12 protein-coding genes are annotated in these 15032 nt (G+C 41.9%); all 12 read left to right on the top strand.

Annotated elements, in window-relative coordinates; all coding sequences use genetic code 11:
* Window positions 1–66 precede the first annotated feature (66 nt).
* Window positions 67–1152 carry a helix-turn-helix domain-containing protein gene (locus tag AB9K32_RS02255; protein ID WP_369884235.1) on the top strand — a complete coding sequence of 362 codons (1086 nt, stop codon included), beginning with the start codon at window positions 67–69 and terminating at the stop codon, window positions 1150–1152.
* Window positions 1153–1637: 485 nt separating this feature from the next.
* The gene (locus AB9K32_RS02250) at window positions 1638–2177 is read left to right on the top strand and encodes an RNA polymerase sigma factor (protein WP_369884234.1); all 540 of its coding nucleotides are present in this window, start codon (window positions 1638–1640) and stop codon (window positions 2175–2177) included.
* Window positions 2177–2725 (top strand): hypothetical protein, encoded by a 549-nt coding sequence (locus tag AB9K32_RS02245; protein WP_369884233.1) that lies wholly within the window; start codon window positions 2177–2179, stop codon window positions 2723–2725. The genes AB9K32_RS02250 and AB9K32_RS02245 overlap by 1 nt, the downstream gene beginning before the upstream one ends.
* Window positions 2706–3791, top strand: coding sequence for a hypothetical protein (locus AB9K32_RS02240; protein WP_369884232.1), 1086 nt, complete (start codon window positions 2706–2708; stop codon window positions 3789–3791). The genes AB9K32_RS02245 and AB9K32_RS02240 overlap by 20 nt, the downstream gene beginning before the upstream one ends.
* A gap of 95 nt (window positions 3792–3886) precedes the next feature.
* Window positions 3887–4543 carry a hypothetical protein gene (locus tag AB9K32_RS02235; RefSeq protein WP_369884231.1) on the top strand — a complete coding sequence of 219 codons (657 nt, stop codon included), beginning with the start codon at window positions 3887–3889 and terminating at the stop codon, window positions 4541–4543.
* A 10-nt stretch (window positions 4544–4553) separates the two neighbouring features.
* Complete coding sequence (locus AB9K32_RS02230; protein ID WP_252080454.1) at window positions 4554–4766, top strand: hypothetical protein; 213 nt, start codon at window positions 4554–4556, stop codon at window positions 4764–4766.
* Between the two features lie 5 nt (window positions 4767–4771).
* A complete protein-coding gene (locus AB9K32_RS02225; protein WP_369884230.1) occupies window positions 4772–5500 on the top strand; it encodes a head GIN domain-containing protein in 729 nt (242 codons plus the stop codon).
* Window positions 5501–5693: 193 nt separating this feature from the next.
* On the top strand, window positions 5694–7232 hold the full coding sequence (locus AB9K32_RS02220; protein ID WP_369884229.1) for a hypothetical protein: 1539 nt from the start codon (window positions 5694–5696) through the stop codon (window positions 7230–7232).
* A 303-nt stretch (window positions 7233–7535) separates the two neighbouring features.
* A complete protein-coding gene (locus AB9K32_RS02215; RefSeq protein ID WP_369884228.1) occupies window positions 7536–8618 on the top strand; it encodes a helix-turn-helix domain-containing protein in 1083 nt (360 codons plus the stop codon).
* A 503-nt stretch (window positions 8619–9121) separates the two neighbouring features.
* Entirely contained in the window at window positions 9122–12244 is a 3123-nt protein-coding gene (locus AB9K32_RS02210; RefSeq protein WP_369884227.1) for a SusC/RagA family TonB-linked outer membrane protein, read from the top strand.
* Between the two features lie 13 nt (window positions 12245–12257).
* Window positions 12258–13922: a RagB/SusD family nutrient uptake outer membrane protein gene (locus tag AB9K32_RS02205; RefSeq protein ID WP_369884312.1), complete on the top strand. Its 1665-nt coding sequence runs from the start codon at window positions 12258–12260 to the stop codon at window positions 13920–13922.
* 363 nt (window positions 13923–14285) lie between these two features.
* Window positions 14286–14978 carry a serine protease gene (locus AB9K32_RS02200; RefSeq protein ID WP_369884226.1) on the top strand — a complete coding sequence of 231 codons (693 nt, stop codon included), beginning with the start codon at window positions 14286–14288 and terminating at the stop codon, window positions 14976–14978.
* Window positions 14979–15032: the final 54 nt, after the last annotated feature.

Below are 15032 nucleotides of genomic sequence, written 5' to 3'. Positions count from 1 at the left end.
AAAAAATTATTAATCAAATTATCTTAACGTCCCTATAATAGCGGATGGAAAAGTACTTTTGTTAACATGGATATCATACAGCTCATTGCGGCTTTTAATTTTTTGATGGCTACCGGCTTTATCTGGTACAACAAGCGTAAGCTAGACCCGGCAATTTATGTTTTCTCATTTTTTTTATTGGGAAAAGGACTCACATTGCTAAGTAATGATTTGATTATAGGAGAATCCTTTCCTGATAGCATTTGGATTTATGGACTGGGAGTCTTGATGAATTCCTTTCTTTTTTTTTATGCCCCATTCCTGTATTTCTTTTCGGAACACATAACCAAAGGTGAAGTTTCCATTAAACGACATAGAATTCATTTTATCCCATTCATCATATTTTCATTGCTCAGCATCGCTGTTGTTTTTTATTTGTTTATAGATCGTTCAGGTGCTGGCTTTAAGTTGATGGCGAACCTTAGGAACACCTTTGAGAGTCTGTATTTTATTCAGGTAATCGGGTACACATTGGCTAGCCTGTGGATTTTTGGCAAGTACCAGGCTACTTCCAAAAAAAGCAGGGAGGTCTCCAAATGGATAAAGTTGATATTGATTATTTTTTTGATGGTATGGCTATTGTTCCTGGTCAATTCGACCATGCTTGCTTCCCATGTGCTTTCTCAGCTCAGCCTTATTTTGGGGATGTTGCTATTGATTGTATTGGCAAATATTACCCTATTCATGCTTTTTTCAAATCCTGAATATTTTTATAACACACTGGTGCCAAAAGTTGTAAAAACTTATTCCAGTGATGTAGTAACAAGAAAGAAATACGAGGATTTGTGCCGTATCGTCCAAGAAAAGGAGCTCTATAAAATTCCTGATTTAAAAATCGGGGATTTGTCCGATGCCATAGGGGAGTCTACACGGAACACTTCGGCAATTATCAACACCTATTATGAAGGAAATTATTACGATTTTATAAATGCTTACCGTATCGAAGAGGCCAAAAACCTTTTGGAGAATACTGATCAGGACGTTACCATATTATCGATTTTGTACGAAGCTGGGTTCAACAGTAAGTCCGTTTTCAATACAGTGTTTAAAAATATGGTGGGGGAAACACCGTCTTCGTATAGAAAAACCCATTTAGCGGCGAAGTATGGATAGTAGGGATTTTGGTACAACTCTTATGGTGTTTTGACCATCTAATTCCAATCACTCCAATGGCCGTCCATCTCGGTCCATTTCATATGTATTCTTTATAATCGAACTATACTGATTTTCAAACCCCAGGTTTAATTATAGCTTCAATGATGGAGCTGTATGCTAGATTTATGCTGTTCTATTTTGCTTCCTAACCCCTTGCCTAACTTTACATTTTTGGTATATCCAATCCTTGGGATGTTAAGTTTAGTTAAAGTGCAGTACTGATTTTTGATCGTACCTGTATTCGGTCTCTATTGCCCCATTTACCTATTTATTTCACATTCAGTTCTGGTAGGACCCAACATTCAGATTGATGCAGTTAAGGCTGCGGTCATTGATTTTTCTTTTCTGGGAAAAAAAAGATTCCAGATGCAACCCTTTTGATTTTTGGTTGTCACTGAGTGTGATTTTGCCTGATATGGGAATATGAATTAATAGTAATTGCATTGGAAACCGAAATCCGTTTTATACACAAAGAACTTGTTGAGGGCAGTAAATCAGGCAATCGTGAAGCTCAATACAAATTATATAACCTTTATGTGGGAGCCATGTTCAATATAGGGATGCGAATGTTATACTCGAAGGAGGATGCCGAAGATGTGGTACAGGAAAGCTTTGTGGATGCATTTACGAACCTTGGGAAATTTAAATATGACAGCAGTTTCGGCTATTGGTTAAAACGGATCGTCATCAATAATTGCATCAATCATTTAAAAAGACAAAAAGTGGAAACAACCCCTTTCAAGAATCATGAATTCTACCTGCATAAGGTTGAAGACCCTGAGGAAGTGAACATGGATGTCAATCAGATAAAGGTGGGAATCGGTTTGCTACCGAAAGGATACAAACAGATCATTGTGCTATATCTGATAGAGGGATATACCCATGACGAAATTGCCGGGTTTTTATCGATATCCCCATCGACATCAAAATCACAATATCACAGAGCCAAAAAAAAGCTTCTCCACATTTTAAAAGACTTATGATGGAACACTTTGAAAATTTTATAAGAAAGCATCGCCAATCGTTCGATGACCATCATCTCGATACAGAACGGCTTTGGTCCAAAATTGAACAATCGTTGCATGAAAAAGAGGTTAAGAAGATTTCGTATTGGAGAAATCCAAGTTATCAAATTGCAGCGAGCTTTTTGTTGTTGATCGGAATCTTGATTAGTGGGTTTTTGATCTATGATATCAAGCGAGAAGGACCATTCATTGCTGCTCCCATGGAGCAGGAACTGACAAAGATAAACTTACACTACACCGCAACAATTAATCATTATAGAAAACGGCTTGAACAGCACCCGGGTCTGTCGAGGAACGACAAGGAGGACTTTTTGAGATTTCTCAATAGGCTGGATCTGGAATATAATGAATTGGAGGCAGAGCTGTATAACAACGTCAATAATGAAAGGGTGCTGGAGGCACTTGTACAAAACCAGAAAATACGGATCGAACTCATTGAGAATTTCTTAAGTCAGATTAAGAGGTCCACTAAAGAAAAAGAAAACTATGAAGGCTATAGTCTATAACCTATGGGTATTGTCCATACTGCTTTTTTGTCATTTGGCATATGGACAGAAAGCGAGTACTAAACAATGGGAGAAATCGTTCACCGTACCCAAATCACAACGACTCTTTCTGGAAAACCAGCATGGGGATATCCTTGTACGGGGATGGGAGAGAAATGAAGCTTTAATCAAGGTGAGCATCTCCATCGATAGTAAGAATGGGAGTAGGCCTAGAACCCTACTTGATCAGGTGGAAATAAAGGAAGAGCAGATACCTGAAGGGGTAAAGATTATTTCATCGGTCCAAGAAGTTAAAAAGGGATTTTGGGATAAATACATTAGCTCCGGAAATAGAAACGCTATGGATATTATCCATTTGAAGATAGATTATGAGGTCTATGTTCCCAAAGACTTGGCATTGGATATCCAGAATAGGTTTGGAGACCTGATTGTTGATGGATGGAACGGAGAGTTGGCCGCAGTGATAGGGCACGGTGATATTTGGGTCAACAATCACCTGGAACAAGCTTGGTTCACCCTTGAGTATGGGACCTTAAAGACCAAGTCCTTGGGACAATCAATTGTGAAAGTAGCCAACGGTGAAGTCGATATGGACAATGTGGAAGCTCTGGAATTGCACAGTGAAGGCTCGGAAATCAAACTCGGGCAAATATCCAGATTGATCATGACCTCTGACAAGGATGAGGTCAAGATGGACAAGGTGGGTGCCCTTAAAATAAAGTCTAAATTTTCAAGAATGACGGTGGATACCCTCTCCCATACAATGGCAGTGTCCATGAAATTGTCTGAGTTAAAGGTAAAGCGGGTCAGCGATCCGGAATTACAAATATCGATTGATCAAGAGTCATCGGACATTCACCTCAATGTTTCTGGAGTTTCATTTGGGTTCAAAGCAATATTGACCGAAGGTCTTTTGCGGATTCCAAAATCCTTCAAGAATATTCAGAGCGAGGTTTTGGATGAAAAGAAGAGAATACGTGAAGTCCATGCGGTTTATGGCACTCCCCATACTGGAAGGATGTCCATTAAGGGAGACAAGGGTATTGTCATTCTTTCAGAAAACTGATTTCACTTAAAGCATATGAGATATCAAGAACAATCAAACAATATTTGGATTAATAAATCCAAAGTGTTGCTACCTATCCATTAAAATCGAACAGTATGATACATCAAAAAGCAATTTATTTAAGCATTCTTGTAGTGATGTGCCAAGGGCTCATCGCACAAAATGAAGAAGATTACATCGAATTCAATGACCGTTACAATGTGGTACATGGTGTCTATATGGGCCTTACGACCCACTACGGTGAAATTGATAATGAAAACTCCTATATGATGGGGTTGAAGGCAGCATATGTTGCGGATAAAAAACTTGAAATGGGATTGATAGCAGTCATCTTTTATTCGGAACAGGATGAATTTGGTTTGGATGCCAATGAATTTGATGTCTATGGGGGATATGGAGGGCTGCATTTCGAGCCCATTCTTTTCAGACATTCCAAGTTCAGCCTATCGTTTCCACTATTGATAGGGGGCGGTACCGTGGGGTACGGCAAGGATGATTTTGCTGGACGGGATGCCACCTATGCTGGAGATGACAAAAATTGGCCTACTTTTTTTATAGCGGAACCAGGGGTCAATGTACTTTTTAATTTTTCCAGATACCTCCAATTGGAAATAGGGGGGAGATATCGCCTCTCAAGTAAGTTTGATATGCTTCCTGGCAGTCCAGTTGACCTCAATGGCTACTCTTTTGGTATTGGAGTTAAAGTTGGAGTGTTCAATCTGGGGAGGAACCGGTATAAAAACAATTTATAATTCAAAGTCAATGATCAAGAATCAATCAAATAAAACAGGCGGTCCATTTCAACAACCTATAAGAACGGAACATGTCTATCAACAAGACAACATAGTATATGTAAAAGAGGAACTGGTTCTACCGGATGTTCAAGTAGTGCAGGAACAATGGTCCCCGATCAATTTTTATTGGAAGTCCGATTTCGAATTAAAAGAGAATTTAATTAACCATTTTAAAATTTAATACAAATGAGAAAAAGAATAATTTATGTATGGAGTGTTGTAGTACTTGCCTTTGGGATAAGTTCCTGTGATGAAGAAACCTTGGAGGCTTCCGAGCAAGTATCGGAAAAAGCATATTCATTTACTGGTTTCAACGGTATAAATGTAACAAGCGCATTTAAGGTCTTTATCACTTTTACAGATGCGGAGGAAGAAAGAATAGTGGTCGAAGCAAGCGATAATTTACAAGATAAGATGATCGTGGAACAGGACGGAGGTATTTTGAATTTTGACCTGGAGAAAAATACGGGTATCAGGGGTGATATCGTGTTGAATGTGCACATTACTACACCAAACCTTGATCTTTTGAATGTTTCAGGGGTGTCAGAAGTGATGTTTGAGAACACGCTCCTGACCGAATCGTTTGAAATGAATGTATCCGATTCCGGTAATGTTCAGGGACCGATTGATGTCGAATCCATGAGGCTGGATCTTCAAGGGACGTCGGACGTGAATTTATATGGACAAGTCAATACCCTACAGGCAAAGCTAAATACCAGTAGCGATCTTAAGGATTATGATCTTCAGGTGGAGAACCTAGAGATAGAACTGGAAGGTTTAAGTGAAACGTATGTAACGGTCAATGGTTCATTACGTGTCAAAGCATCAGGAACAAGTAGAATGAATTATAAGGGCGATCCGGACATCGTACAAAAAAGTGTATCAGGCTTGGCCAAGGTAATTAAGAACGATTAATCGCGGGAATGCATGGATGGCATTGGATATTTTCTTACTAAAACTTATCGTTTTCAAGATTGTTAAACATCGTTAAAATAGGGTTCTGATTTGTGCACATACGTCCAATAGGACGATTGGAAGCACTTGTAACCCTAGTTTTACATTCATAATCATTAATCCACCAAGTAAAATATCAATAGACTCCACCATCATGAAAAAAAGAGTATTACGTTTGGTTTCGATATGGTTTATGGTCCCGATCGGTTTATGTTGGGGTCAAAAGACCGTTTCAGTAGATAGGAAAGCTTGGTTGGAGGATCTGGAATTTTTGGAACAAAGTGTTGCCAAGATATTTCCGGATTTTGAATCCGCCCCAGAATCTGAGCTTTTTTTACAGGAACTTGGTAGATTAAGAGGTGATTTGGATTCCCTTTCTCGAAAGGAGATTGTATATGGCATTCAAAAGGCCTTAGCTTTCCTAAAGGATGAAGGATGTAATATCCTGCCTTTTCAAGAGGTTTTGGAAACAAAGATTTTGCCTGTTTCCTTATATCCCTTCCAAGATGGCTGGTATATCTGTGATGCAAAGAACAAAGCACTGGTCGGACAACGTGTATTGGGTATGGACGGAAGATCCATCGATGATGTTTATGAAATGATGATGCCGTATTTGAGCGCAGACAATGAACATTATCAAGAGCGATTGTTTGCAGTTTATGGCATCCTCCCGGATTTGTTGAGAAGCGCTGGTGTGGCAGGCCCTGATTCAGGTGTGGAACTGCAACTGTCGGGAAATCGGAATGTTTTCATAGAAGCTGGCCCATTGTCTCAATATACCAGTCTGAATAGAGGATTGCCCAATGATGGCTATTTTCAGTTGAAACAAAAGAATCATGAAAATGAGAATTACTGGTTGGAGTATGTCCCGAACAGTGAAGCCATGTATATCCAATTTCAGCAAATCTCCAATAATGGGGAAGGGCCTTCATTCAAAAAGTTTGTTGGCTTCATAGCGGAAGGGATAAAAACGGGAAAGGCAAAAAAAATCATATTGGATTTGAGATATGGCGGTGGAGGCAATGGGTTCAAGCTAAAGCCATTTACTGATATGCTTCGTGATTCGGAACAAATTAATCAGGATGGGAACCTGATCGTACTTACGAGCAGAGCCACGAGAGGAACCTTGTTGGAACTTGCCTCCATTTTAACTTTGAACACCCAAGCGGTCATAATTGGTGAGCCTACGGGTGAGGGGCCCAATACCGTTGGGGATATTAAAATCGTTCAAATGCCCAATTCAAAGATCAATGTGTCAGTGACAAAGGTTTTTTGGCCCACCAGCTGGGATTTCGATAAACGCACTACTTTAGAGCCCCATGTCGAAGTGGGATTTACTTCTCAAAATTTTTATAAAAATGAAGACCCATGGTTGGAAGCTGCAATGTCATATGTAGGGGGGCGGCAATTATCAATCAAGGATGCGGGTCTTAAGGAAAAGTTATCAGGAACCTATAATGTTCAGGGAAGGAAGATCACCATAGGTGTGGATGAAGGTCGGTTCAAAATGCAAATGGATAGAAAAATGAAGAGCTTTTTTGAATTGGAAGCTGGCCTACTCGATGGCGGTGAAGGTATTTTGGAAACCACTATACACGGGGTCAACCTATATTATCAAAAGGACGATTCGGATAATGTTGAGCTGCAATACCTTGATTGGATGGGTACAAAGCTTGATATCGGAACTAAATAGAATAACATCAACATCAAAAAACTATCGGTCATGTATTATTTCTTTCCCAAGAACCTGGTCCATTAACTAAGAGCAGGGTCATCCTTTGAATTAGGATAACGTAAACACACTAATGAAGAACTCCAATCTACGGGTTTTATCCAGATACTTTAGTAGGTGCTATCTATCGCTATAGCATCATGTGATAGACATTGGTTTATGTGAAAGGCAGATGGATTAGAGAGTTTAGTAATCGTCCTTACCGCTGCATTTATTGTTTTGTTGATTATATGATCAAGCAGGTGTTATAATAATGTACTGAAAATGAACATTTGGCAAATTTTTATTCTTTTACTTTCTTTTCAACTGGGATTATTGGCTCTGGGCCTTTTCTTTCTAAAAAAACATGGTTTCCCATATAGCAATAGGATTCTTTCACTTTTTCTTGTATTATCTGGTTATGGCATTGTGTCCATATCGCTTCCCGCGAACTACAGCTCTTATACATCACTTATCAGGTATGATATGGTGGCGATTACTTTTTATGGCCCACTATTTTTCTTTTACATCAGGAATATAACGACCATGGAGAGGGTAACCATTGATGATGTGAGACACTTTTTTCCCGTATTTTTTGTGTTGGTATTCTACAGCATCCAAACCGTACTTAAAACGAGTCCATGGACAGAAATGATCGATGACAAATTTCTTGGAACAGGAATAAAGGTGCTGCTATCCTTATTGATGTTGGGCTATGCTTATGGCGTCCAATTGAAGTTGGTCAAACAAGTTTGTTTTGATGCACCCACCCTCAAATGGCTTTATACGTTGAATGGTTTATTTGTTCTTTTTGCAACTACCTTATTGGTTACAGAATGGTTACTCGTGCTCAATACGAAACCATTCATCGTTCATATATTCTTGTTCTTGGGCATGTTGCCATTACTGGTTTTATGGACGTATTTCAGTATTGCCATATCTGGTTCGATGTCGAAAAGGATTTTATGTTCATCCCAAGGTGGAATGGAGCCCAAAAATTCCAGCTTGCCCGCAAGTTTTGCCCACGAATTACAGGTTGAGCTCAAGGCTATGATGGAAACAAAAAAGCCTTACTTGGATGCCGACCTGCAATTGGATGACATTGCTCAGATGATGAACATATCTCGACATCATGCCTCTCAATTGATCAACGACTATTGCCATCAAAATTTTCATCAATTTGTAAACCGATATCGGGTAGAAGATGCTAAATCTTTATTGTTAGATCCAAACAGGGATTTCGGCATCGAGGAAGTAGCTTTCCAAAGTGGGTTTAATAATAGGGTTTCATTTTATCGGACGTTTAAAAAATTTGAGGGAGTGTCCCCAACAGAATTCCGAAATGAGTTGTTGATCGCTAAGAAATAACCCGGAATGCCCAGAATGGATATTATCCCGTCCCGATTTTTTGTCCCTGTATGGAATTCAAATGCAATAAGTCGTTCACAGTTTGTGAAATTTTAATTTCCACATACCATGGTTTTACCTTCCTTTTATTGAATTATAGCCAGCAAGATCCGCTTTCCCAATAGTTGTTTTGTGTAGGGCTTATAGGCGTTATTTTTACTGCTAATTATCCTGCTGTTTCCTTAAATGCTTGGGTTTTTTCATCCATGTTACAATGTATAAAATGTTGTGTTACAGTTTATAAGGATTTACCAAAATCCCTTCCCAATCCCTTTTTTTTGATTCCACAATTGCAAAAGGGCTGGACTGGGAATACATCACATTTTATAAAGGAACAAATTACATCCATAAAGCACTGTTCTCATTTATTGAATGATTTTTTGATTAGTCACCATAGATGATTTCCCTGGTCCTCCCTTCTCAATTAAACTAATTCAAAATTAATGTTAACAAAAACGAGATTTATGAAATTTAGAATTCGATGCTATGTGGCCATCGCAGCATTCTTCTTATGTCTAGGGCTGCAAGCACAGGAAAAAACGGTGTCAGGTCTAGTGACCGATACCTCAAATCAGCCCCTGCCAGGGGTTTCCGTGGTCGTTGTAGGGACCACCACGGGTACACAGACCGATTTTGACGGTAACTATTCCATTGCGGTAAGTACGGGTGATGTACTGCGCTTTAGTTATCTAGGGCAGCGGACCGTCGAAAGAACGGTAGGGGCTTCCATCACAATTAATGTACAAATGGAAGAGGATGCCCAGGCCCTAGAAGAGGTAATCGTAACGGCCTATGGCACCAGTACCAAGGAAGCCTTTACGGGTTCCGCCAGTGTTGTTGGGGCCGAGGAACTGTCCATTAGGAACGTGACTTCCCCGGTAGCGGCCATCGAAGGTCGTGCGACAGGGGTACAGTTCACTTCGGCACAAGGTCCAGGGACTTCCCCTGGCATTGTTATCCGTGGTGTAGGGACCCTGAACGGAGACACCGATCCCTTATACATCGTGGACGGGGTACAGTACGAAGGGGAACTTAATACGATCAATCAAGAAGATATTGAATCCTTTACCATTCTCAAGGATGCAGCTTCAACGTCCCTATACGGTTCAAGGGCTGCCAATGGGGTTGTAATCATTACCACAAAGAGTGGTAGAAGAGGGGGTATTCAAGTTAATGCCTCCATGCAATATGGGTTGGTGGATACTTCCGTTCCGTTCTACCCTGAACTATCCCCCGGAGATTATTACGAGACCATGTGGGAAGCCTTGAAAAATTCAAGTGCCGGTGGTGGTGATCCTGCTTTTGCCTCGGCGAACATTTACAATGCCTTGGGATATAATCCGTTCAATGTACCCAATGATCAAATTGTCGGTACGGATGGTCAATTGAATCCCAATGCCAATGTGATTTACAACAGCCTTGATTGGTACGATGTATTGTCGAGGACAGGCGTACGTCAAAATTACAACGTGAATGTTTCAGGTGGTGGGGACGACCACAAAGTGTTCTTCTCCGCTTCTTATCTGGATGAGGAAAGTTATGTAGTGACTTCAGGTTTTGACCGTTTGACCACACGTTTGAACGCAGAGTTCGACGTAAACGATAAATTGACCATTGGAGGTAGCGCCAATTTAGCAATCACCGAAGCTGTGGCACCACGATCTGCAGGAGCAAATAGTATTGCCAACCCATTTGGTTTTGCCAAGAATATCGGTTCCATATATCCCGTTTATGTGAACGACTTACAAGGGAATATTGTACGGGACGCCAATGGGAATCGCGTATTTGACAGTGGTGAGGGCTTCCCAGAGTATAATATCGGTTCCAGACCCATCAGTCAGGGACGTCATGCGCTTCAGGAACTATTACTGAACGATATGCGAAATAGAGACAACACCTATGGTTTCCGATTCTTTGCCGAACAAGAGATTATCGATGGCTTAAGCCTTCGATTGAACTACGGTAGAGATATCAATGAGGGCCTGACAAAGCAGTACGAAAATGCATTGATAGGGGATGCCCAACCTGATGGTCGATATAGGGAAGTACGAAGTAGGAGACAGGTGGAGAACTTCAACCAAATCCTTACCTATAACAAGAGCTTTGGAGATCACAACCTCGACATAACAGCAGGTCACGAAAGCTTTGACAGGACCTTCTCTTCAAACAACGGCATGTCTATTTTACAGGCAGCCAGTGGCATCTATGAATTCGATAATTTTTCCAGTATTGTAGCACTTGGAGGGTCCACCACGCGTAAAAGTATTGAAGGCTATTTCTCTAGGGTCAACTATAACTATAAGAACAAGTACTATATCAGTGGATCCGTTCGACGTGATGGTTCCTCGGTATTCGATGCCGATACCCGTTGGGGTACCTTCTATTCCGTTGGTGGTTCTTGGAGAATTGATCAAGAAAGTTTCTTGCAGGATTCCAGTGTGATCAACCAATTGAAATTAAGGGCTTCTTACGGTGAAGTAGGCAACGATGATCTTTTGGACTTCTTTTTGTCACAGGCCAGATTTTCCCTCACCTCCAACGCAGGTGACCCTGCCATCATATACACGGACATAGGTAACCCCAATCTACAGTGGGAGACCATCGAGAACTTTGATGTTGCCTTAGAGTTCACCTTGTTCAACAACTTCTTGGACGGTTCCGTGGAATACTATAAGAGAAATTCCTCCGATCTATTGTACAATCTGCCCATAGCACCAAGTAATGGTCTGAACGAGGTTCCCGTGAACGTTGGGGATATGTTCAACTCCGGTTGGGAGATGGCATTGACGGCCAACTTGTTCGACAAGTCTGATTTTCGATGGAACGTAACCTTGCAGGCCTCGACCTTCAAGAACGAAATCACCAGCTTGCCTTCTCCATTTGTGGAAGACGAACAACGATGGGATGTGGGACGTTCAAGGTTTGATTTCTACTTATTGCGAACCGCGGGTGTTGATCCAGAAACCGGGGACCAATTGTTCCTTCAGTATGAATTGGACGACAACGGAAACAGTGTTCCCGTGTTGGATGCCAATGGTGACATCGCCACGACCAGCGACTGGCAGGATACCGAGCGTGCCTATACAGGTGAGAGCTCCATCCCTGACCTATTGGGATCTATTGCCAACAGCATCAGCTACAAAGGATTCTCATTTGATTTCTTGATCAACTACGGTATCGGCGGTAGCGTGTTGGACAATGGATACGCTGCCATGATGCACAGCGGTAATTATGGTAGCTCCTTGCACCCTGACATTTTGAGGGCATGGAGACAACCTGGTGACATCACCGATGTTCCAAGAATGGAAAACGGTAACCCTAACTTGGTGAGAAGACAATCCGAACGTTTCCTGACGGATGCCTCATTCTGGGCACTGCGCAATGTGAACTTCGGCTACACCTTTGACAGCAAGATCGCCAACCAACTTGGCCTTGACCAGTTAAGGATTTCCCTTACCGGTGAAAACCTATACACCCAGAGCGAGCGAAAAGGACTCAACCCACAGTTCAACCTAGCAGGTACAGGGGAAGGGAATGATTTTAATCCTGCAAGAATTATTTCATTGGGATTGAACGTAACTTTTTAAAAAAAATCAAATGATGTTAAGAAAAATTAATATACTGTTACTGGCCTTCCTAGGGATCGCCATAACTTCATGCGACGACGACTTTTTGGAAACAACGCCAACGGATGCCATTTCTGCCTCCGATGCGTTAGCCAATGAAGACAACATGCAGCTGATATTGAACGGGCTGCACCGTGGACTGTTCTCACAATCACAGGCCATATTCCCTGGGGGTGATGATTCAAGGGCGAACAATCACTATTGGGTGCCACTGGGTGATAATCTTACAGGTGGGTTGATACATTCTGCCAATGCCAATAATCTGGGGTGGAGAACGGAGATGCAGTGGAACTCCCATACCGATCAAACGTCATTGACCTGCGAGTTGTTGTGGTACCACAGGTACAACATCATCTTGGGGGCCAACCTCCTCATCAACAGGGGAACCGACGGTACTTTAGTGGAATCTCCACAGTTGAACGAGATTTTGGGACAGGCCTACACCTATAGGGCTTATGCCTATCTTTCTTTGGTGCAGCACTACGCCAAAGGATATTTGATCGGGAATCCGGCTAGCGATCCAGGTGTGCCATTGTTGTTCTCTTCGGAGTCTCCCTTTACCAGTCAGCCAAGATCTACCGTTCAGGAAATCTACGACCAGATCGAGACAGATCTAGCTACTGCCATAGAGCGCTTTGAAGAAGGTTCGGGAAGACCAAGCGGCGGACCTGAAACCAAGTCCCAATTGAATATTGATGTGGCCTACGGTCTATTTGCACGTACGGCACTTTCAAAAGGTGACTGGCAAACAGCTGCCGACGCCGCCGTTATGGCCCGCCAGAACTATCCATTGATGGGCGAGGACGATTGGAAGTCAGGTTTCAACTCCAATAATCTTTCCGAGGTCATCTGGGGTAGCAATGTGATTACAGCGGAGACCACTTATTTTAGATCATATTTTTACTTGACCACAAATACCTTCAACGGTAGCCAGATCAGGAACAACCCAAAGATTGCCGATAGAAGATTGGTGGATGCCATCCCTGAAACGGATTACAGAAAGGATGTATTCCTTTCAGATGCGCCGAACACCAATAGTTCCGCAGCTAACAACCAAGGAGGGCTTGATCCCAATACCGGTCTGCCAAGGGACCCCAATTATGCGAATGACCTAGAGGGCTATTTTGCAAAAAGAGCTGAGATCAATGCAACTTACGGTATCAATAATGCCTTTAACCAGCATCCGTATATGCACTTTAAGTTGAAGAATGCCAATCCCGGTTCGACGGACCCTGACGATATTATTTATATGCGTGCTTCTGAAATGTACCTTATAGAAGCAGAGGCCAAGGCGATGATGAACGACATCCCTGGTGCACAGGAAGCTTTAAGACCACTGGGCGAAGAACGTGACAGTGCTTACGACGTAACCATCTACAACACCCAAGAGTCCATGATGGAGCACATCAAGTTCCAGAGAAGATTGGAACTTTGGGGCGAAGGTTTTGGTTACACCGACCACATCAGATGGGATGAGGGCATCGACCATGCTGCCAATGGTGGTTCAGGGGCCTCTCCCGTGCTCTATCAAGAGGCGTACCAAGTGGAACGTCCATCGGTGAACGATGATTGGATATTCAAAATTCCACAGGCTGAGTTGGATGCCAATCCGAATTTGTCGCCGTCCGATCAAAATTGATAACAATTCATTTTATACCCTATTGGTTTCTACATTAGTGTTGGAAGAAACTAATTCAAGTGTTTAGTTTGTTAGCGAACCCTCCATCCCTGTATGGAGGGTTTTTTTATTGGTTGCTACACTTTGCAGGCATTCGGTTTAACAAGACATCAGCTCTCATGAATTGTCTTTTCTTGGCGGGCAGCTTGTTAAATAACATTAAACTAGGTCCGGATTTCGGTAATTGCAGAAATCAGGTCGATTCCGTGCGGATTTCATAATAGGTTTGTTCAAAACAATGAGGTCAACAGTTTCCTCCTAACAAATTGGTCGTTCATTCTAAAATTGACCTACCGTTTCGTGGTCTGACAAATCCCAATTTATATGAAGAGAACCATCGTATTGCTTTTACTGTTCCTACTGGTGTTCGAGTGGTCTGCGGCCCAAAGGGATTCCGTACTGGTATGTGATGTGAAATTTAAAACATCAAAGTATGACAATGGCCATGCCGGAAGTGGATTTTTGGTAAAATACCATAACAAGGTGTTTGTCTGTACTGCAAAACATGTGCTGTTTTTCGCAAAAACCGATCTCATGAAAACCATAAGCCTTGGAGATGATTTGGTGTCATGGTCCTTTGTGTCAAAGAAGAATCCTAATGTGAAGGTCTCTGCAGGGGAATTAATCAATGAGGATAAGACGGAGCTTTTGGTCATGCCGCCCAAAGGAGATTGGTTGGTCTTTGCGACCAATGCTGAAATCCCGCGAGGTATCCACCTTTTTGATGTGAGAGCTGATACATTGGAAATTGGGGAGCGTCTTTACTTTATGGGCTATCCGTATGGAAGCAAGTCCCCAATAAAAGTGGAGGGAAGATTCCAAGGGTATACGCAAACAGGAAATTTAAGTCTGGATGTACCGACAGGCACCTATGGTGGCTGCAGTGGAGGTCCTGTTTTTGATCAGCATGGGCTACTGGTTGGGTTGGTCTCCATGGGATATGTAGACCAAGAAACTAATGCCATGGTGTTTGAGCCTGCATCCACAGATTACTTCAAGAGTATAGTCCGGATGTAAGACGAAACCCTTGGTTACGATTTTATGATACGGAGGGTAATCTTACAATTCATC

The sequence above is a fragment of the Allomuricauda sp. XS_ASV26 genome (assembly GCF_041224615.1).
GTDB classification, from domain to species: Bacteria; Bacteroidota; Bacteroidia; order Flavobacteriales; family Flavobacteriaceae; genus Flagellimonas; species Flagellimonas alginolytica.
Note: the sequence above shows the minus strand (reverse complement) of the source record. Positions and strands in the feature narration are given on the sequence as shown.